The organism is Plectonema cf. radiosum LEGE 06105, assembly GCF_015207665.1.
Lineage (GTDB): Bacteria > Cyanobacteriota > Cyanobacteriia > Cyanobacteriales > Nostocaceae > Rivularia > Rivularia radiosa_A.
Genome location: NZ_JADEWL010000115.1, coordinates 1 through 21345, shown reverse-complemented (window position 1 = coordinate 21345; position 21345 = coordinate 1). Strand labels below are relative to the sequence as shown.

General features: G+C 36.4%; 16 protein-coding genes, 1 tRNA gene and 1 pseudogene. 6 read left to right on the top strand and 12 right to left on the bottom strand.

Annotated elements, in window-relative coordinates; genetic code table 11:
* Positions 1–48 precede the first annotated feature (48 nt).
* On the top strand, positions 49–1245 hold the full coding sequence (locus IQ247_RS24435; RefSeq protein ID WP_193923950.1) for a 1-deoxy-D-xylulose-5-phosphate reductoisomerase: 1197 nt from the start codon (positions 49–51) through the stop codon (positions 1243–1245).
* Positions 1246–1469: 224 nt separating this feature from the next.
* Here the strand turns inward: IQ247_RS24435 and IQ247_RS24430 are convergent, their stop codons facing one another.
* The 3 genes from IQ247_RS24430 to IQ247_RS24420 all read right to left on the bottom strand — a co-directional run bounded on the left by IQ247_RS24430 (position 1470) and on the right by IQ247_RS24420 (position 4552).
* Positions 1470–1970 carry an acyl-CoA thioesterase gene (locus IQ247_RS24430; RefSeq protein WP_193923948.1) on the bottom strand — a complete coding sequence of 167 codons (501 nt, stop codon included), beginning with the start codon at positions 1968–1970 and terminating at the stop codon, positions 1470–1472.
* A gap of 1045 nt (positions 1971–3015) precedes the next feature.
* Positions 3016–3363, bottom strand: coding sequence for a DUF1815 family protein (locus tag IQ247_RS24425; protein ID WP_193923947.1), 348 nt, complete (start codon positions 3361–3363; stop codon positions 3016–3018).
* Between the two features lie 976 nt (positions 3364–4339).
* Positions 4340–4552 (bottom strand): DUF2839 domain-containing protein, encoded by a 213-nt coding sequence (locus tag IQ247_RS24420; protein WP_193923946.1) that lies wholly within the window; start codon positions 4550–4552, stop codon positions 4340–4342.
* Between the two features lie 576 nt (positions 4553–5128).
* Here IQ247_RS24420 and IQ247_RS24415 point away from each other — a divergent pair.
* Entirely contained in the window at positions 5129–6796 is a 1668-nt protein-coding gene (locus tag IQ247_RS24415; protein WP_193923945.1) for a DUF1565 domain-containing protein, read from the top strand.
* A gap of 113 nt (positions 6797–6909) precedes the next feature.
* On the opposite strand, the gene IQ247_RS24410 is transcribed toward IQ247_RS24415, so the two are convergent.
* Positions 6910–7209: a DUF3493 domain-containing protein gene (locus tag IQ247_RS24410; RefSeq protein WP_193923944.1), complete on the bottom strand. Its 300-nt coding sequence runs from the start codon at positions 7207–7209 to the stop codon at positions 6910–6912.
* Positions 7210–7245: 36 nt separating this feature from the next.
* Between IQ247_RS24410 and IQ247_RS24405 the strand changes: the two genes are divergently transcribed.
* Positions 7246–7317: transfer RNA gene (locus tag IQ247_RS24405), tRNA-Thr, on the top strand.
* 14 nt (positions 7318–7331) lie between these two features.
* Here the strand turns inward: IQ247_RS24405 and IQ247_RS24400 are convergent.
* Positions 7332–8366, bottom strand: coding sequence for a diguanylate cyclase domain-containing protein (locus tag IQ247_RS24400; protein ID WP_193923943.1), 1035 nt, complete (start codon positions 8364–8366; stop codon positions 7332–7334).
* Between the two features lie 923 nt (positions 8367–9289).
* Here IQ247_RS24400 and IQ247_RS24395 point away from each other — a divergent pair.
* Complete coding sequence (locus IQ247_RS24395; RefSeq protein WP_193923942.1) at positions 9290–9550, top strand: CRR7 family NDH-1 assembly protein; 261 nt, start codon at positions 9290–9292, stop codon at positions 9548–9550.
* Between the two features lie 27 nt (positions 9551–9577).
* Here the strand turns inward: IQ247_RS24395 and IQ247_RS24390 are convergent, their stop codons facing one another.
* On the bottom strand, positions 9578–10135 hold the full coding sequence (locus IQ247_RS24390) for a DUF2854 domain-containing protein (RefSeq protein WP_193923941.1): 558 nt from the start codon (positions 10133–10135) through the stop codon (positions 9578–9580).
* Between the two features lie 153 nt (positions 10136–10288).
* Between IQ247_RS24390 and IQ247_RS24385 the strand changes: the two genes are divergently transcribed.
* Positions 10289–10456, top strand: coding sequence for a hypothetical protein (locus IQ247_RS24385; RefSeq protein ID WP_193923940.1), 168 nt, complete (start codon positions 10289–10291; stop codon positions 10454–10456).
* 278 nt (positions 10457–10734) lie between these two features.
* On the opposite strand, the gene IQ247_RS24380 is transcribed toward IQ247_RS24385, so the two are convergent.
* The 6 genes from IQ247_RS24380 to IQ247_RS24355 all read right to left on the bottom strand — a co-directional run bounded on the left by IQ247_RS24380 (position 10735) and on the right by IQ247_RS24355 (position 20010).
* Entirely contained in the window at positions 10735–11133 is a 399-nt protein-coding gene (locus tag IQ247_RS24380) for a response regulator (RefSeq protein ID WP_228060001.1), read from the bottom strand.
* 161 nt (positions 11134–11294) lie between these two features.
* Positions 11295–13511, bottom strand: coding sequence for a polyphosphate kinase 1 (ppk1, locus tag IQ247_RS24375; protein ID WP_193923937.1), 2217 nt, complete (start codon positions 13509–13511; stop codon positions 11295–11297).
* A 482-nt stretch (positions 13512–13993) separates the two neighbouring features.
* Complete coding sequence (locus IQ247_RS24370) at positions 13994–17524, bottom strand: carboxypeptidase-like regulatory domain-containing protein (RefSeq protein ID WP_193923936.1); 3531 nt, start codon at positions 17522–17524, stop codon at positions 13994–13996.
* A 179-nt stretch (positions 17525–17703) separates the two neighbouring features.
* A complete protein-coding gene (locus IQ247_RS24365) occupies positions 17704–18603 on the bottom strand; it encodes a fimbrial biogenesis chaperone (protein WP_193923935.1) in 900 nt (299 codons plus the stop codon).
* Between the two features lie 44 nt (positions 18604–18647).
* On the bottom strand, positions 18648–19127 hold the full coding sequence (locus IQ247_RS24360; RefSeq protein WP_193923934.1) for a hypothetical protein: 480 nt from the start codon (positions 19125–19127) through the stop codon (positions 18648–18650).
* Between the two features lie 307 nt (positions 19128–19434).
* Entirely contained in the window at positions 19435–20010 is a 576-nt protein-coding gene (locus IQ247_RS24355; RefSeq protein WP_193923933.1) for a hypothetical protein, read from the bottom strand.
* An 891-nt stretch (positions 20011–20901) separates the two neighbouring features.
* On the opposite strand from IQ247_RS24355, the pseudogene IQ247_RS24350 reads away from it, so the two are divergent.
* Positions 20902–21345, top strand: a pseudogene (locus IQ247_RS24350) (sensor histidine kinase); the annotation flags it as partial.

The window sequence follows — 21345 nt, the reverse complement described above, 5'->3', positions numbered from 1 at the left end:
GCCCAAGACAATTTATAGTAAAGTTGTCTTTTAATCTTTAATAAAATTGTGAAAGCTATTAGTCTTATTGGTTCTACTGGTTCTATTGGTACTCAAACTTTAGATATTGTTAGTCAGTATCCCCAACAGTTTAGGATTGTAGGATTAGCCGCAGGGCGCAACGTAGAATTATTAGCATCTCAGATTCGGCAGTTTCAACCGAGTATAGTGGCAATTTGTGATGAAGATAAATTACCACAACTTAAAGAGGCAATAAAAGATATTCAACCCCAGCCAACTCTACTAGCGGGAGAAACTGGTGTTATTGAAGTTGCTCGTTGTGCAGAAGCTGACACTGTAGTTACTGGTATTGTCGGCTGTGCTGGATTGTTACCTACCATTGCTGCTATTGAAGCGGGTAAAGATATCGCTTTGGCAAATAAAGAAACTTTAATTGCTGGCGCACCAGTAGTTTTACCTCTAATAGAAAAACACGGAGTAAAATTATTACCCGCAGATTCCGAACATTCGGCGATATTTCAATGTTTACAAGGCATTCCAGAAGGAGGTTTACGCAAAATTATACTTACAGCTTCCGGTGGTGCTTTCCGCGATTGGGATGTAGAAAAATTAGCAGAAGTGACAGTGGCTGATGCCACCAAACATCCTAATTGGTCAATGGGACGTAAAATTACTGTTGATTCGGCAACTTTGATGAATAAAGGATTGGAAGTAATTGAAGCGCACTACTTATTTAGTTTAGATTACGATGACATTGAAATTGTCATTCATCCCCAAAGCATTATTCATTCTTTAATTGAGTTACAAGATACTTCTGTTTTAGCTCAGTTGGGTTGGGCGGATATGCGTTTACCTTTACTGTATGCTTTATCTTATCCAGAACGTATTTACACTGACTGGGAACGTCTGGATTTAGTTAAAGCAGGTTCCTTAACATTCCGCGAACCCAATCATCAAAAGTATCCTTGTATGCAATTAGCTTACGCTGCTGGTAGGGCTAGTGGCTCAATGCCAGCAGTTTTAAATGCTGCTAACGAGCAAGCCGTAGCTTTGTTTTTAGAAGAGAAAATTCACTTTTTAGATATTCCCCGCTGTATCGAAACAGTTTGCGATCGCCATTCCCACGACAACCATTCAAATCCTAATTTAGATGACATTTTGACAGCCGATAAATGGGCAAGACAAGAAGTAACCAGAGTTGCACAAACTTTACAAAATCCACCGACAGTAATTTCGATGCGATAAAGTTGACAGTTGACAGTTGTTGGTTGTTGGCTGTTAGTGGTTAGTTGTTGGTTGTTCGCTGTGAATTAACTCCGGTGGTACTAACTAACTCTTTGAATCCAAAATCTAAAATCCCATAATGGTTGATAGTTGTTGGTTGTTAATTAACTTCTCACTCCTAACTCCTAACTCCTCACTCTTTGAATCCAAAGTCTAAAATCTAAAATCCAAAATTCCTGGTGGTACTAACTCTTCTTCGATGCAGAAAGCCTTGCAAAAACCTCTTTCATTCCAGGAGGTAACTGACGCATTATTTTACCTTTTTCCCTATCCTTTGCTACCAAGGTAACTTTGGCACTAACATATAATTCTTGCTTATCGGTTGATTGAATCGCATAATCCCAATTGATGCGAACACTTGTGACTTCTTCCATACGAGTTTTGACTACAGCAGCCTTACCCAACTGAAGTGACCTATGATAGCGTATAGACATTTCTACCACGGGTAACTCGCAGCCTAAAGTTAGTAAATCGGTATATTCAATGCCAATTGAGCGCAAGCACTCTATTCTGGCTTCTTCCATCCAAGCAATATAAGTACCATGCCACACAACACCAGCATAATCGGTGTGGTGAGGTTGAACTCTCACAGGATATTCAAACCAATTTTCTGATGCGTGTAAATATTGATTGTCGATCGCCCCAGTAGGAGGTAGCTGTGGTTTATCTGATTTTTCTTCGGACATCTTAAAGTTTCTTTACAGATGCTTGGTGAGTTTCTTTACTAGTTCGCAATAACACGATAATTAATCCTGTTGGCTTTGACAGGATTATTCGTTATTTTCTCATGATTATAATTACAATAATCTTTAACCGATTGGCAAGATATCCAATTAATTATTTGTTGCGGCTTTAAAACTAAAGTACGATTATTCTTCAATAAAGCTTAATACTTTCTTCAATTTTCAAGTTATATTTTTATCCAATTTTATGTATATGTATTACCCAAGATAGGGCGATAAAAGTCTACAACCATCACATTGGAAGAAAAAATCAAAATATTCTGTTTGAAATGTTTGATTTCAACAGTATTGTAGAATACAATAATATTGTGTAAATCCAATTACACAGTACCGTTATACTTAGTACTATTCACTTTAAATGACTAGTTGTATCTGTAGTGATTCGGATCATAAATTAACACCTAACATTGCCCGAAAAGCTTCACCAACAAGCACCTGTTCAGAGGCGATCGCAATTTGACATATAAAGCTCGTAAACTCCTTTTATACCTACTTATTTTGTTTTCTGAAGCAAAAATATCTTTTAATGATTACTTCATAATCAGAAAATTGTGAATACGGATAAAAATAAGTTATACATTTTTCTAATTACAAATAAATAACTTGTAATTATAGTTATAAAATTAGAAGCCCATTCATACAAGCAAGATGCCCCAGATTTTGAGCATTGGAGTTGGTAGCCTCAATTACATTTGCCCGAATAAAAACTACAATGACTCTATTCGCTATTTTCTACAAAAATTCTGTCATTTAGGAAACACTAATTTTCTACTTTGTCAATTTGAATTTGACAAACTATGGATATAGCAACAAGTTCAGCAACCAATGTCCGTGTCATTACTTTATTTTATGCCTGACGCGAACTAGAACAAATATTTAGTTAATGTTTGGCTCAAATTAACTATGAACTTAAAATATCGCTGTTTTTTTGGTCTGAACAAGTCACTCTCAAATTACCTTGATAGAGGCTACCTTGTTCGAGCAATACTTAGTAGGGCTTTACAAGAGTTTTAGCGCCAGCAGAAGCTTCCATTGGTGGATGCTTGACTAAATTCGCTAATTCCTGTAGCTGGTTGACAGCTTCGGCACCTTCCAACTTCATTAACTCGCGATCGTCACGCATCTCAGTCCAAGTAATGCCATAATCAGACACTAAAAATCGAATCAGATGATTTTCTCCCAAACTAACCATAAATGACGCACTGTTCATTTGGTCGCCGCAAGTATAACAAGACGCAGGATATCCCCGTCTCTCAAGGACAATTGCTAAGGCTTGTAAGTTCATAACCAAGTCTTGAACAAATTGTCGGTGTTGTTGCGCTAATCTTAGAAACACTTTTATCCTCCAAACACCACAATCATTTTAATCTCTTTTATATTTTTTTTAGATTTTCTCATCAAATGGTATTGTAAACTATATATTACAATTGTCTTCAATTAAGAAAATCTCGAAAATCCCTACCTAGGAAATGGTAGTTCATGTAGACAAGTCGTACCGTATCATAATATTCACTTTGCAACTAAAAAATTCCCGATTATCGTTGGTTAAATTTTACTTGGTATTTAGATAATCGAGTTTAGGGTAGATACTGAGAATATAAATCCGCTCTTACATTAACTCATATTCAGTACAAGTCAACTGGCAAAAAACTGCAAAAAGTATCTTTATGAGTCATTATCTGTCACAAAAGCTAGATTTAATGCTTTGATTGGCATTTTACTTAATTTTATTACCATTTATACTCCAGTTAATTTATGTAATTTAACGAGAAGAGACTGTTCTCCTTGGTACAAAAGGTAAATCAATTAAATTACTTGCTTTTTGTGGCAGATGTAAAAAATTTTATCTACATAAAACTTCAATTTTAGCAAAGGTTCAATAGCTTGCTATACTGCTTAAAATAGTACGTTTTACTACCTCAATGTCAAAACTAAAACTTGAGGATAACTAAATAATTAAAAACAGTGGTGCCTAATTGGCAGAATTATTCTTAAAACTTGGTTAAAATGTGTATTTAGCTACTTTATGCAGTTACGGAAAAAATTGTAATCAGCTAAATTGGAGAAAATTGATAAATAAACAATGCAAAATAAAAATTAATAAATTAAATTATCTAGCAGTTAAAATTTCAGAGTGATTGATCTGAGAACTGAATAAATAAATTTAATTATTATAAATATTTTATTTACTTATTTAAATACACAATAAATACACAAACAAATAAACACTATTATTGCAACTAGTTGCCACAGGATTTTGATAAATTGGCAGCAGTTACTAGTTTTGAGTCAAAACTAGTAACTACAATACTTTATACTACTTGCCACCAACCGAAAGCAGGACCGATAAAACGAACTGTTACCCAAATGGCAATCATTAAAAAAATACCAATCCAGGCACCGCGAGTAGTCCAACTAACGAACTGTTCTGCTTGTTTTTTAGTTATCGGAACCCAGGGTAAAATACGAGGAGACTGACCGTAATCTGTCCCTAGTGAAGCTTTACGTCGTTTTGCTTCGCCCATAATTGAGATTAAGATACATCGTACCAAATATCTACTACTACTCATCGTAGCGCTTATAAAACCATAATTAACTAGATATTTTATAAAAAAATATTATTGAATGTAAACTCTTATAAGTATTTTTTTTATATTGTTAACTACAGAGCGAATTTTTGGTGATTTATTCCGATATATTTCTGTATTTCAATGAATATGCTGGAACTATAAATAAATTTTCGTTTTCATTTTAGTCTTTAAATTGATACTATTCTTTGAAGATAAGTAATGATGAATTTTTGTTGCTTAAAATTCACGAGAATGCACCCCGAACTCAACAACACCAAAAAATCGAGTTTCTTGTAAACTATAAGCCTGAAAACCTCGATAAAAATATAGACTTAAAGAATACTGTATTCAAAAGTATTGAAAATTATTTTTGATTTAGCTGTTAATCTGATAGCGAGAAGAATATTTTCATAGGTGTTGGAACTATGCTGATTCTGTCCTGTTCATCAGGTATAGTTTTGCATGGGTTTTAAGACACGTAGGCTAACCGACCTACTGCACTGCATAGTACATTATACGCGCAAATTAAAGATGAAATATAAAGGCTTTTCCATTTCTTTAGGCAATAATTCCCGTTTTAACTTAAAATTACCTTTCTCTATTGCTGCTTTGGTTATAGTGTCTGGTGGTTCAATGCTAGTACCCGTAGAAGTTGACGCGAGTGGTACAAAACAAACTATCGCTCAAACTTTGATCGGACAAAATCCCGTAGCAAGCAGCATAATTTACGTAAATCCACAGACTGGTACGGATGCTGCTGGAGCCGGGACTACTGAAGCTGCACCATATAAAACTATTACTTTCGCTCTGCAACAAGCACAATCGGGTACAGTTATTCAACTCGTACCCGGTACCTACAGTAGCGAAACGGGGGAGCAATTTCCCCTGACAGTTCCACAAGGAGTAACATTACGAGGAGACGAAGCGGGAAAAGGACAAGCGATATTAATTACAGGAAGCGGTAAATACACCAGCCGTACATTTGCCGCTCAAAACGTGACTATTCTTCCTCAAAATAACTCTGTTATTACTGGTGTTACCGTTACAAACCCAGAGTCTCGCGGAACTGGTGTATGGGTAGAATCAACAAATCCTAAAGTTACAAACAGTACTTTCACAAACAACAAACGAGAAGGTATTTTTGTTACTGGTACAGGTAATCCGATAATTGCCGGTAACATTTTTATTCAAAATACAGGTAATGGCGTTTCTGTCGCAAAATCTGCTGTCGGAGAGATTCGCGGTAACTTATTTCAAGATACAGGATTCGGTTTAGCGATTGGTGGAGACTCTACACCTTTAGTAATTGAAAACCAAATCTTGCAAAACGTAGATGGAATCTTTATCTCCAATTCAGCTAAGCCGGTATTACGTAAAAACGTCATCCAAAACAATACACGGGATGGTATTGTCTCTATTTCTCAAGCTCAGCCTAACTTGGGTACGTCAGAAGAAGCGGGTGGTAACTTAATTCGCAATAACAAGCGTTTTGACCTAAACAATGCTACTCAAGGTCAAATTTTGGCGATTGGTAACGATATCGATCAAGGTAAAATTTCTGGACAAGTGGAATTTGTGGCAGCTGCTGTAGAGCCACTTCCCGGTGGAGCTACGGCTTTCCGAGATGTCGCACCAAATTATTGGGCAAAAAGCTACATCGAAGCTTTAGCTTCCAAAGGAGTGATTGCTGGTTTCCCCGATGGTACTTTCAAACCCAACGAACCCGTTACCCGCGCTCAATTCGCTGCCATTATTAACAAAGCGTTTTCACCAACCCCTCAACGACAAACCATTAATTTTGGCGATGTCAGCAGCAATTTTTGGGCTTATAGTGCGATTCAAACAGCTACCAGAGGCGGTTTTCTTGCTGGTTATCCCAATAATACTTTTAGAGCGCAGCTAGAAATTCCCAGAGTACAGGTTTTAGTTTCCTTGGCTAACGGTTTAGGTTTAACTGCAAACAATCAAAATGTTCTTTCTGTTTACAGCGATGCTTCCCAAATTCCTACTTGGGCTCAAGCACCAGTTGCAGCAGCAACTACAAAACAGCTGGTAGTTAACTATCCAACTGCAACACAATTAAGTCCCAACCGTCAAGCCACTAGAGCAGAAGTAGCGGCTTTTGTTTATCAAGCCCTAGTCAATGCAGGAAAAGCTGAAGCAATTCCCTCTCCTTATGTAGTAACGGTTCAACAATAAAACTATAACTCTTAAATACAACAATCAGAAGTCGGGTTTTTTAGGTTAAATATCTGTTAGGTTAGGTAAGACAATCATCGTAAAAACCCGACTTCTCATCCGCTCAACCACAATCAGAAGTCGGGTTTTTTAGGTTGTTGACGGCTATCTTCCCAACGCCAGAGAAACACCATTAAAGCGACGACTCCTAACTGAAGCGCTAAGGATGGTAAACCAACTTCAAAAGTAGTCTTTTGGGCTAGTAGCTGTAAAACAAAAATAAATGCGCCGATTAAGCCAGAGGCTCCGAAAGATAAGTAAACAAATTTTCGTAAACCCCGATAAGGAGATGCTGCTTCTGCTTTGAGACGAGCGTATTGCTCTGGCTTTAGTTGACGTTTATTAGTGCTATTTTTAGAATTTGGTTGTACCATAAAGCTGGAGTAGTGATATAATTGGAGATTGTTTATGCCGACGTGGCTCAGTGGTAGAGCAATTGATTCGTAATCAATAGGTCGCGGGTTCAAATCCCGCCGTCGGCTTTGTTTAGCTGTAATTAATAGTTTACCTGTTTGAGGATTATACGATTGCGACCTTCTTGTTTAGCTTGGTAAAGAGCTTTATCTGCTGCCAAAATTAAATTACTTGGCGAGGATTTAAAATCCGGAATGGTGGTTGCTACCCCCAAACTCAGAGTTACATAATTACTAACCCCAGATTCCAGGTGTTCTACTTGTAATTCCCTAACTCCCGATTGCATTAAAGCTGCAACATGAACTGCACCAGGAGCATTGGTATGTGGCATAATTACAGCAAACTCTTCGCCACCGTAACGCGCTACTAAATCTTGATTTTTTTGTGCCGCACCATTTAAAACAGCAGCCACTTTTTGCAAACACAAGTCTCCTGCGGGATGTCCATATTTATCATTAAAAGGTTTAAAAAAATCGATATCGCATAAAATTAATGACAGTGGTTTATCTGAACCGGCTAAATTCATCCATTGATTATTTAAATACTGGTCAAACCGACGACGATTAGCCAACCCAGTTAAGCCATCCATATTAGCTAATTGTTGCAAAGCTTGGTTTGCTGCTTCTAGTTGCTTGTATAATTGTGCTTGTTGTAAAAGTCGTCGCACCCGCTGACGTAAAACAGCCCAATGAATAGGTTTAGTAACGTAATCGCTAGCCCCTGAACCAAAAGCACGATTTACCGAATCTGGATCGTCCAAGCCGGTAATCATCAGTATTGGAGTACGTTCCCATAGTTTTGAAATCACGCTGGTACTTGCATAAGATTCAGTATCAAAATTCGCTAACGCTACTGCCAAATTGTTTCTCGCAATCTGCATTAGTTCATTACAGCAGGTAAAACCGTCCATCACCGGCATTAATGCATCTAGTAGAACTAAATCCGGTTTTAAAGCAATATAGGCATCTAAACATTCTCGACCGTTAGCAACATCTACTACGCGATATCCTTCATTATCCATATATTCACGCAGAAGAGTCCGTATGGCTTTATCGTCGTCAGCCACTAAAATTAAGGGCGGTTTGCTAGGGATAGGAGTTGGGCTTATGCCTGACATGAGTTGCATTCCACAGAATACTAAGGTGGTAAAGCTAAAAGTAAATTCGCGATCGCGTTACAAAAAATCGGATGATTATGCTTAGCCTACTTATAGACTTTTCACACTATTGTTAAATTTAGTTACTGCACGTATTGCTTTACCGGCTTAAAAAGTCTTTTTCATCCCCAATTGTCATTAATAGTTAAAGCTTAATGGCAACTTTGTTGAACGAAAATAAAATTGTCTACAAAATATTTTGAAACTTTGTCTTAAAAAGGACAAGAGTATAGGAGTAAAAGTATGATTTTATATTTATTTTGAAAACTCATTATGACTTATAATTCACTTGCGGTATCGCAATTTTGAAGAGATTTTAAGGTGGAAATGAAGTATTAAATAGGGGAATATCGCTTTGCTGTCTTACTGAATATCGAGAAGGTGAACAAGAATTCTGTTTCGCAATCAACTGTTGAAGTTCAGTAGTGTGTTTTGCGGCTATGAGCCAAATCTTTGGTAGACGACTTAATTGCATATCTGACTAAGACCCCGTTAACTATAATACAAGTATCTGCCCACAATAGGCTAGAAAGAAAATCTTACTATCTATAGTTCCCAGATATTCATTTGCAATTACAATTTTCTAGAGAAATTACCAAAAATAATCGGTTAACAGTTACGTACTTAAGAAAAATTAACTAGATTTAACATACTAAGTATATGCAAAGGTTTTATAAATATTGAATCATTCCTCTGAGAATCTCTTTCTGCTTGAGAAAATGCTTTAAACTTTTATGGGTTGCTATTTATGGGTTGCTAAAGTAAGTAGGAAAAATATTCTTTCCCCCTGCTAAGAGTTAAGAACTCAGCGGTAGCTAAAATGATTGATCGATATGGTGCTGTAATTCTCAAAGATTTCAACTTTTGATTAAAATTAAAATCCCATGCCAGATTCATTAATGTATCAACAGGATGATTACGTAGTCTTGGAAACGAACCAACCGGAACAGTTTCTTACTTCTTCAGAGTTGTTGGAAAAGCTCAAAGAGACTTTGCAACAACTTGAGGAAGAAGAATTACCACAGGATTTAAAAAAAATTGATTCTCTGCAAAAAAGAGCAGAATACTTAATTAACACTAGTTGCGAACTCGATATTGGTCCGGGACAATATTTACAGTGGTATGCGGTGCGTTTGGAAAAATAAACAAAAATAATTTGGCTCTCAATCTAACTATGATTGTGTTTCTGGAGTAGTAATCAATGCTAATTCAATTTTGTTTTCTCCTACCTGTGTGATTTTGACATCTACCCCCGGACCGAAAAAAGCAATCATTTTTTGCTGTTTTTGCTGCCAAACATCTAAGGGTGCTTGTGGAGAATCGAATTCCAAAATTAAAGCATAATTACCATCAATTTCTATTTCTCGCAATGCTACTACTTCTGGAAAGTCCTCTCCTAGCTGTTCTAAGCCAAGATGAGTTAAGGCTTTATCTAGATGAGCATCTTGTCCATAGCGATATCGAGTTAAATCTTCACGGACTTGATTTTGAGTCTGAGTTGCTTTCTGCTTTCTTAGGGATAAAACAGATTCTGGTGTCGGAGGAACAAACGGTACAGGTTTGAGTTCGTTCGCTTTGAGTGCAAGTCCTCCCAACAGTACAGGAATCCCGTAAAAAAAACCAATCAGATTAAGCGTAGCATTGTGGGCAGCGTAAGCTACAAAGCCTGTTAGGGTTAAAATTCCACCAATAGTTAAACCCACCGTTCCCAAAGAAATTTTCCCTAGCATAATGCGTGATTGTATTTTCAATTCAACTGTAACGATTGTTTCATTATCGCCGACAATAGGTAATATTTTGATAAAATAAAATCGAATAATTGCTTGTTTTGGTTTAACTTAAAAGTATTATTTAGTTTATTTGCTCAAATATTCTTACAAACAATGGATGTACAAACGATAAAGGAAAGAATTGCTTTAGTTGAAAGCAAACGCGAATATTTACTGAGCTTGCTTGAACAGCCAAATCTGGGAACTTTAAGAATCGATGTAAATCAAGCTATTGAAGAAATGGATGAGCTGCTTGATGAGTACAAGCGTACCTTCCCTTAACTACAGTCAATTTGAATGCAAAAATTGATCAAAAAATCACCCCTATAGCTTATCTTAGGGGTTTTATATGCATAAATTAAGAATTACAATAGCCTGTTTGTGACAGTTAATTGCTCAGTTTCTATTATTACCAAGTATTAATTGTTTATTAAATCTAAGATTTCAAAGGTTAAATTTTAAGTCAAATTGCGTCAGTATAAACCTTGATTTGTAACTAACTATACTAACGCTTTTTTCCATATTGACTGGTATTTACTCAATAGCATTTATCCTCTAACTTAAAAGTTCCTTGCATCTTCTCCCAATTGTTTAATTAAGCCAACTAGTTGATTGGTAGGTGCATCTTTGCGACAAAAAGCATCTACATTACTCATAGCTTTTGTTTCTTGAAAGTATTTCTCTTCTACAGAAGAATAAGCAATGATTTGAGTATTAGGAGATATGTCTTTAATTTTGCAAGAAGCACTCCAGCCATCCATTACCGGCATTTGCAAATCTAGTACAATCACATCAGGATGACAGGTTTTGACCATCTCTACCGCTTCTTTGCCGTTACTAGCTAAACCTACTACTTGAATATTTTTTTGAGAAGAAAAGGCTAGTTGGAGAGTTAAGCGAGTAAGTTCATGATCATCAACTACTAGAACCCTTAAAGTTGAAGGCTTACAGGACAACATTAACATCTAAACAAATATAATAGAATGTACACTAACCTTTATAGTTTATGGGATAAGGTAGGGCAAGTAACTCTATCCTATGGTTGAATAATCTTCATGCATTAATGACAAATGTCTAATTATTCAGCTTGAAAACTATTAAAGGCGTGTTTGCGATCGTCTTAAGGCAAATCTACCATCTGCAAGGAATTTCTTTTCGGACCGATAAAATGTGAAACATTTGTACTTTTATTTGCAGCAATTTGCATCAATGCTTTCTGCGAAGCAGCTTCAGTTGAGTCTTCAGAGGGCTTTCTTTGGATATAACTACCATCTGATTGTAGCTCCCAAGCTTGACGGTTATCAGCAAGCATAATTCCTAAGATTTCTTGTATGTCCTTAGCAATATCCGAGTCCTGAATCGGGGTTATGACTTCTACCCTACGGTCTAAATTGCGAGGCATCCAGTCAGCACTGCCAATGAAAATTTGCTCATCACCATTATTATAAAAGTAAAAAATCCGGGAGTGTTCTAAAAAGCGACCGATGATACTAATGACGCGAATATTTTCGCTCACGTCTTGTAATCCCGGACGCAAACAGCAAATTCCCCGTACAATCAAGTCAATTTGTACTCCCGCACGAGACGCTTCATATAAAGCAGCAATAATTTGCGGGTCTACCAAAGAGTTCATTTTAGCAACAATACGCCCGGAAGAACCATTTTGAACGTTTTCGATTTCCCGATTAATCAGCATCATAAAACGTTCACGAATATTCACTGGTGCAACTAACAACTGTCGATAAGCCTTTTGTCGAGAATAGCCAGTTAAATAATTGAATACATCGGTGACATCAGCCCCTAATTCTTCTCGACAACTGAATAGTCCGATATCTGTATAAATTTTTGCCGTCTTGGGATTATAATTACCAGTGCCAATATGTACGTAACGACGGATGCGCTGTTGTTCCTGACGCACAACCATGACAAGTTTACTGTGAGTTTTTAGACCTACAATTCCGTAAACTACGTGAACACCCATACTTTCTAAGCGTCTAGCCCAGTAAATATTGTTCTCTTCATCAAAGCGGGCTTTGAGTTCCACAAGTACGGACACTTGCTTACCGTTTTCCACAGCATTGATTAAAGCATCTACTATTGGTGAATCCCCGGAAGTCCGATAAAGGCTCATCTTGATGGCTAATACATCCGGGTCTTGGGCAGAATTAATAATAAAATTGACTACTGACGCACTAAAGGATTCATAAGGATGATGTACTAACAAATCCCCCTCTCTAATCACAGAGAAAAAGTCTTTTCCTTCTTCTGTAGATTGCATATTCGGATTTAAACTTGGTTCTTTGATCCGTTGCAGTCTAGAAGGTATTACAGCTTTCCAGGGTGGGTCTTTTAACTCTGGAACTGGTAGTGATAAAAAGTACATTAAGTCCCGCAATCCTAAAATACCATCTATTTGGTAGGCATCATTTTCCGATAAATCCAGAACTTCTAACAGCTTGCTTCGGACTTCACTTGGTGTCTGAGATTGCAATTCGATTCTGACTGGATTGCCTCCAGCACGACGTTTTCTCAGTTCCTGTTCGATGGCGAGTAATAAATCATCTGCTTCATCTTCTTCTAAAGCCAAATCAGCATCGCGAGTAATGCGGAAAGTATAATATTCCTGGATATTCATTCCGGGGAATAAAGAGTCTAAATTGTGAGCGATGGCTTGTTCAATGGGTACACCAGTCCAGATGGAAGGTTTGCTATTTTCTTCAATTCTTAATTCTGGTGGTAAAGACAAAAATCGCGGTAGTACTTTCGGGACTTTGATTCTAGCGAAAAGTTCTTCTTCGGTTTCGGGATTTTTAATTATAACTGCCAAATTCAAGCTGAGATTAGAGATGTAGGGAAAGGGATGGCTTGGATCTACACCGAGTGGAGTAATAACGGGAAAAATTTGTTCTTCAAAATAATTATCTAAATATTTACGCTGTTTATTATTTAAATTAATGTAATCAACAAGATGAATCCCATGAGACGCTAATTCGGGCCGGAGGTTTTTTTCAAAATGTTGATGCTGCTGAGTGACTAAAGGACGCAAGACAAAGCTAATTTCTTCTAATTGTTGTTGGGGAGTGCGACCATCAAAACTTGTACCGCTAAATTTAGCTTCTACCTGTTGACTTAATCCTGCAACTCGCACCATGAAAAATTCATCGAGATTATTACAGAAAATGGCTAAAAATTTCAGACGTTCTAATAAGGGAGTTCGGGTATCAATTGCTTCATGTAATACTCTGCTATTAAATTCTAGCCAGCTTAACTCTCGATTGAGATAGTATTTTGGATCTGATAAATTCTTGGAATTGGCAGTTTTCTTGGATTTCGCCATGATGACCTTGGGTTTGGCAGGTGCGACTGAGACAACGGAAATTAGACTCTAAATATAAATATATTAGATTAAATGTAGCTTTTGCTTCTATCTGAAGAAAAATTATTAATTTAGCCTAGCGCCATACAGTAAAAACTTATTTTGAACCGCCCTAAACTGTTTCAAAGTTTTTCAATAAAATTTTCTAAATTTGAAAAAACGACACTCAGTAAATTGGATAAATTGATAATTTCAGAAGTCGGGTTTTGAGGTTAAATATTTGTTAAATAAGACAATGATTGTAAAAACCGGACTTCTCATCCCCAAGAAGTCGGGTTTTTAGGTTAAATATCTGTTACTCCCTTCTCCGCAGAAGATTACCGATTAAAAAAAAACCGCAGAGACGCTCTTAGCGCAGAGGAAAGAGATGAACCTCACCCTACTCGCCAGGAGCGGAATAGGAGTAAACAAGACAATGATTGTAAAAACCCGACTTTTCACTTCTATTTCTTTTTCGCTGCTGCGGAAACAGGCAACTGTAAATTCTGGTTATAAACAAACTGATTGTTAATTTCTACTTGTCGTTTGGGAAGATTATTTCGAGAATTTAATGCATCTAGGGGAGAAACTTGTAAGATATATTTACCAACAGGAACTCCATCCAGACGATACAGCCCAAAGCTGTCAGTCGTACTAGATAATACTCGTTTGCCAGTATTAGTTACTAGTTCGACACGGACTTCTGTCAAAGGTTGACCGGATGTATCTGTAACTTTTCCGGCAACTCCATATTCAGCCCTGACGGGGAAATCTACGCGAGTTACCCCTGAAGCAGCCACCTCGGCGACTAAACTAGTTTTAGATATTGCCAATTCGATGGGTAATTCTTCGGGTTCAAGTTCCACAACGTAAACACCTTCTGGTAAATTACCGACAAAGAAATTACCTTTGGAGTCAGTTCTAGCAGAACCAAGATTTTTATTGCGAGTATCGTAAATGCGGACAATAGAACCGCTTAAATCAAAGCCTTTGCTTCCTTCTTCCACTGCCAATTTACCGGCAATTGCTCCACGTTCTTTGCTAATACCACTGTATCTGGCTGGAGTCATTTTACCCCCAGCAACGGACATATCAGAAGTTAAGGATAAACTCAGACGGCCGTCATCTAATCCACCGAAACTAACTCCTCTAGAAGGTATAGCTTCATAATTAAGTCTAGCAAATAGACCCGGTAGTACTTGCATACTTGCCCCTGCGATCGGTCCGATTTCTCCATCGCTGATTGCTAATCCCACATTCCAACTTAAGTCTTTAAAATTATTAGGATTATGACCAACACCTACCGAATAACGAGGAGGAGCGCTTCGACCAAATTCAGAACCAAAGTTTAATTGATAATTCCGGTTCAAACTGTATCTTAAATCTGATATATACGCATCTCCGTAACTATTAAAAGACAATCTTGTATTTCGGTTCGGTGTAAAGAAAGCATTCAATAAATAGTCTCCAAAAATATCAGGTCTACCGCTTAAAGATAAATTGGAAAAAGGACGGGCATAAAAAGTAGGTAAAATATATTCATCAGAATTGCTATCATCTTTGCGACTGCGAGCAACGAATCCCAGATTTAATTTATTATCAAGGCGATATCTGACTTCTAAACTATGATTATATTGTTCCCCGTTAAAGATTCCATTGCTTGCTCTACCTACTCGATAATTTTGTGGCATTGATTGAGAATTAGCATTTATTTCTAATTTATCCAAGTCAATATCTAAATCTGCCGAATAACCAACTTTATCAAAAGAATTTCCCACACTTGCTGATAATATAACGGGATTTGCTAAACGCCAAATTAATCCTGCTTGTCCTTGAAAAGAATTAGGAATTGCTTGTAGAGAACCTTCAAAAGTTAAATTATTCGAGAGTCCTTGACGTAATTGGTAAAAACCAACAAGTTTACCTTCATCTGTGGAATTAAAATCGCTGAATAAACTATCTTGAATTAAATTACCACTAAAACCTAATCCACCTAATTGGACGTTACCTCCTGCTGGTAATAGTAAATCAGAAGCGTTTATTCTCACAGTGCGAATATCAATAGGAGCGCGTAAATTATTGCGTTCAAAAACTAAAACTTCAATTTCACTACTTTGACCAACGGGTAATCTGACATTAATAAATTCGTATATTCCATCAAATCCTACCTGTTGTTCTGCAACTGTAATTCCACTCACTCTTAACTGTACAACACTTGTTGGTGGAACTCTACCGCTGAATGTTTGTGTGGATTGAGAACGTCTGGGTAAAAGTTCGTTAGCGCTGTAACTAGAACGAAAATATTCTGTTGGTAAATTACTATAACCAAATTGTAAACCTGTAAGGTCAAGTCCATTTACAAGTGGATGTAAACCGACTCTTTGACGACCTAATTGATAACGAAATTGACCTGTACGTTTATAAAAGAAATATTCAGTTAAATTTGGTTGATTACGAAAGTTATTATTCATTTGTACCCGCCAAGTTCCACCTGCAAGTCTTCCATCTAAAAGTGTATAACTTTGCAAGTTTGTATTTCTAGGAGTACCAACAATATTTAATTCTTGCCGTAGTCTAGAAATGCCGGTACTAGGTGCAAAAAATTCTGGTTTTAGTTGAGCATTAGTTAGAGGTTGTCTACTACCTCCACGCCAAGGTAAATCAGCTAGTAAGGTTAAATCCGCTGTATTTAATTCTAAAGTTATTCCTAATTTTTCTTGAATAATCTCTTTGCTAATGTAGCTGAAACCGTTAATTTCTTTTAATATATTTGATGGAAAATTTACTGTTCCTAAAGGAGTTTGGGCTTCAATGCCAGCAGTAGACTTATTAACAGAAAATCCGCTGATTTCACCAAAAGTTTCTAAAGGAATTAAAAGAGTATTATTTTCTTCGATAATATCGATAATTCCCACTTCTCGACCGTTAATGACAACGCCAACAAGGAAAGGTTCACCTGGTATTTGTGCTAAATTAATTAAGTTATTATCCCGCAGCTTATTTATTAAAGAATCACGTAAAGAATTAGTATTTTGATGATTATTTGTAGCGGCAATATTTTGTTTTGGATTTATATTTTGAATATTATTATTTTCTTGATTTTCTTTTTCGGGATTGGAAAGAGCAACTTCTCCAGACTTTTGAATATCAATGTTAACAGAATTGCCAATAGTTTTATTTAAAGAAGCAGATATAGAAGCAGTAATTAATTCTTGAACCACTGCCAGAATTTTTGCTGTATTGATGTTTGTATTACCTGCAATTCTTTTATTGCTATTATTGATATTTACTTCTAAATTTTCGTTATTGCTTGTTTCTGCTGATTTGGTAGAAGATTCCAATTCAGAAGAATTATCTGTTTGCGGCTCGACTGTATTCTCAATAGTATTGTTAATTGAAGCGTATAAAGAAACATTGATTAATTGCTGTACCGTCGCCAGAATTTTTTCAATCGCATTCTTTTCAACAGAGCGATTTTCAACTACTGTTTGCTTATTCCTATTCCGATCTAAAATGACTAATCTCTCTCTACCTCTTTCCTCTGCGTACTCTGTCTTGAAAAGTTGCTCCACTTGGGGGTACCCCAAGACCGCACTTTGTGTCGCTGTCGCGACACGCTGCGCGTTTACGCAGTATAGCGAAGCTAACGCTGCGTCTCTGCGGTTTTTATCTTGGTAATCTTCTAGCGGCAAAGCAATAATAGATTTTTGCTCTACCTGTTTCACCGATGTAGAAACTGGTGGAATCGTGGTAAAAGTGTTATCTTTCTGACTTTTTTGCGTATTAGTTTGAGAAAAATCAGACTTTTGATTTTCAACAGTACAAGGCTTTGTGGAAACAGAAGTAGCCAGTATTTTACCTAGTAAGTTATTTACAAGGTCAGATTTTTGCAATTTATTTTGTAGCGATTCACAACCATTATTTTGGGTTGCAGATTGCGGAGTCAATATACTGACAATTGGGGGCTGTGTAGGTGGTAAAGCTAGGTAGAGCATACTTAGGACAAATTTATCAATATTTAGCCTGATATCGGCTATGGACTATGAATTGTAATTATTAGTGATAGAAAAAATCAGATAGATACAGCTAATAAATCATGACAAGAGTGGTAAATAAACTCAGGGATGTTGAACAATCAACTCACCCTGAGAATAGAAAAGTTGATTAAAAAAAACTATTTTTGTAAAGAAGTCGCAGGCAATTTTGTCGGCTTAGAAGTATTAGCTGGTGCTTTAACAGTGAACGGAATACCTTTCTGAATGGGAACTCCACTTAACTCAGCATTGATATCTAAAACGTAGTTACCTGGAGGTAGTTTATCGGTTAAAGTTTGCAATATTTTAGGATTTTGATTTGGTAAAATTGGCGGTAATTTGAGATTTCCAACTCTTACAACATTTGCAGGTAATTTTTGATTGGAATTGCCAACATCTTTGATAAATTGTGTGGCTTTTGCTCCTGGATATTTAGCAGCTTGCCAAATAGCATATTGTCCTTCCATGCGGATATGAGCATTACCTTTATTGGAAATATCAAATACTGCATTAATTGCATTGGATTTAGTATCCACACTCACCGAATTAACATTACCAACTCGCTTTATTTCCCCGGAATAAGCATAGACAACAACACCAATACGGGCTTTAGTACCTACTGTATTTGACTCAGTGTTACTAACAATTTCTTCAAAATAAATTACAGCACGATGTTCTCCAGAATTAGGTTGAATTTTAGGGCGAATCGCAAAGCGTAAAGTTTGAGTTGCCTTTGCTGGAATGGTAAACTTAGAAGGAGTAAAAAGAATCCATTGATCTAAAGATTGTTCAGTGGATGGTATCTCTTTAAATTGATTTTTTTCATCCATCGTCCAGTTTTGGACATAAGCTCTAATTTGTACTGGTTTGTCATCAAAATTAGTGATTTTAATTGTATTAGTACGTCCCTTTCGAGAATTAATATCTAACTCCATCCGGGGAGGACTAACACTCATTTCTAATGCTGTCACACTTGGTATTCCCCAAGCTAATAACCCAATTAAACTTAGTCCTATTGCTTTTGCTGTTTTTTGAAACATTACGAATTTCACTTCCTCACACAATAAATATCTTTAAATATCTTTTATCCGCATTGATTACGATTTATTGGTACGCAAATCTCAATTTCTCCTCGAAATTTACCTGGTACTAAGCTTGATAATTCTCTAAATTCCAAAGTAACTCCACCTGAAATTACAGTAGTTTGATCGGGACAGTTTTCTATCGTCTCAATAGTCCCGAAAGGTTTTGGTTCAAACTTATTTCTTTTGAAAGGACTATTTTGGTCAAAAGTATTGGGTCTTAATGTATATTTAACATCGTTAGCATTAATCGGTAAATCTGAATTTTTAACCCTGATTTGCCAGTAGTTTGCTACATCTTTAGTGGTACTCGATTTATAAGGTGAACTAGTTGATAATGTTTGTTGTTGATTATTACCAATTTGTTCTACTTCAGCACCAATAATGTCCATTGCTGTGAGTTTTGCAGTATCTGTTGATTTAATAACAAACGGCTGATCAAGCTTTGCTTCACATCCAATTGAATTTGATTGTGCAAACACTTTTGGTTGTGGTGTTAATGAAATTGCGATAAGTATACTGAAGTAGCATTTAACAAGATTGCGGCAGTTCATTTTTCAATAAAATAGATTTTTTGTTAAGGGAAGAAAGCTATAAATATGAACTATGAGCCATGATTTAATATATTCTTTTTATGTCATCAATTATGATTATTTAAAAACCAAGATGATTTTTTATTTTCAAATAATACTCAACAATAATATTCATAACTAATTACATAAATTATCTTCTGATAAGATACTGGAAGCAGGCATTTGCCTGCACCAGAAATCTTAATCGTAAATCTGATTACGGATTTACAACTCGGATAGTAATTTCACCACCAGTGAATATCGTATCCCGAGCAATGTTGGAGCTAGGGAAAGTAAATTCAAAACCTGCTGAAGCTTTTTTGTAATTTATACCAGTACCATTTGTCGCACTTTCAATTGTTCCTTCAATCACCTTCATTGTGACTGGAGTACTACTTACCCCTCCAACACCAGTTGAACCTGGGCCTGTAAGAGTATCTTTGCTTGCAGTAACCTTAACTTCTGGGTTAGTTGAACCACCCCAAATTTGATATAAAACAGGAACTGTTTTAGTTACTGTTAGGTTTTCAGATCCAGTCGGGGTTTCTGTTGACAAAGGTGTGATACCTGCTCTTTCATCGTAACTTTCTGCATCTTGATCTACAGACCTTCCTCCCTGTAAATCTTGTTGGCTAACAATAAATTTCAGGTCAGAATATGTACGTAGAAAAATTGCTGGAGTTATTTGTACCTCTACTGGTAAAATTGCAGACTGTGCATGAACAGGTGCTGCAATCATCGCACTACCCAAAGCTGCTGCACTAGCTGCAAAAATGCCTAGAATCTTCTTCATTTAAAATCTCCTCGGAGTAAGTAATGTCAATTTTGAAATTTTGATTAACTCTCTGTTTCTGACTTATCCAAATTAATTTGTTAAAGGGATGAATAAAACCTGAAGAATGAAGTTATCAGTAGTATAAAAATACAGATACCTGAATTTTTTGATGGAGCCAATATTCCGGATCAGTACTTTTAATTAAAGGTTTTTTAAAACCATAACTTTAGCTTCATACTTTTGAATTAAGCGGTTTGATAGATATTCCCTGGTAAGCCGGAGAGTAAGGAAAAACGAAATTTGGTTATCAAGACAATCAAATTAATTAAAATATTTGATTTTTTCTACACATCACCTCCTTTACTGATTAATTTAAAATTTTGTAAATTCATCTCGTTTACGTAAGTAATTAACTTTGACGCGACAATTCATAAACAAGATTCGAGAAAGATTTTTACTAGCAGTTAAATTTTTTTAACTACCGTTCAATTGATATTGTCGCTTCCATTATCAATAGGAAAATTACTGGAGTTTAGCTTACATCGTCAATTTCACTAATCTAATCAGCAAAAGGGTAAAAAGTCGGATTTTTATGACTGTTTTCTGATGTTACAGATATTTATCGTAAAAACCCGACTTCTGTGATTGTTGTCAAACTCACGTTAATTTGTTCATTGCTTCGTAACAGGTTTACATCAAGAATGTAACCTTTACCCTTAAAAGACAACTTCAGTGAGATTATGGAATTACGCAGCGAACAGATAAAAAAAACCTCAGTAATAACACTGTAGATAAATGTAGAATCTGATTTAAGTAATTTAGGAGTTGACAGTGGACAGTTGATCTTTAACCTCTAACCTTTAACCTCTAACCTTTAACCTCTAACCTTTAACCTTTAACCTGAATACGATGTTTCAAACAACTCGTCGCCGTCTCGCTATTTGGTATACTGCCATCACGGCTGTATTATTGCTGGTGTTTGCTAGTGGTGTGTATCTTTATTTTCGCAATACTTTGATCGAGCGAATTGACGATACTTTGAATCATGTCGTGGAAGTTGTAGAGCGATCGCTAGTTATTGAAGCTGTAAACTCGAATCAAGCTCAATTTCATGTAAATGTAGAAGCAAGTTTTCGCGATAATACCGACACCACAGAAGACGATCGCATTGATTTAGAATGGTTTAGCCCCACTGGTAAATTACTTTGGTCAACTTTATCCGAACCTTTGAATATTCCCATTCATTCCAATCCTATGGGTGAAACTGTGCGGGTAGATAGAAGGGATAAGGAGATGGTAAGCCACTCTCGTGCGGAGGTTCCCTCCGTTGAGAGAAGTGGCGCAACCCGAAGG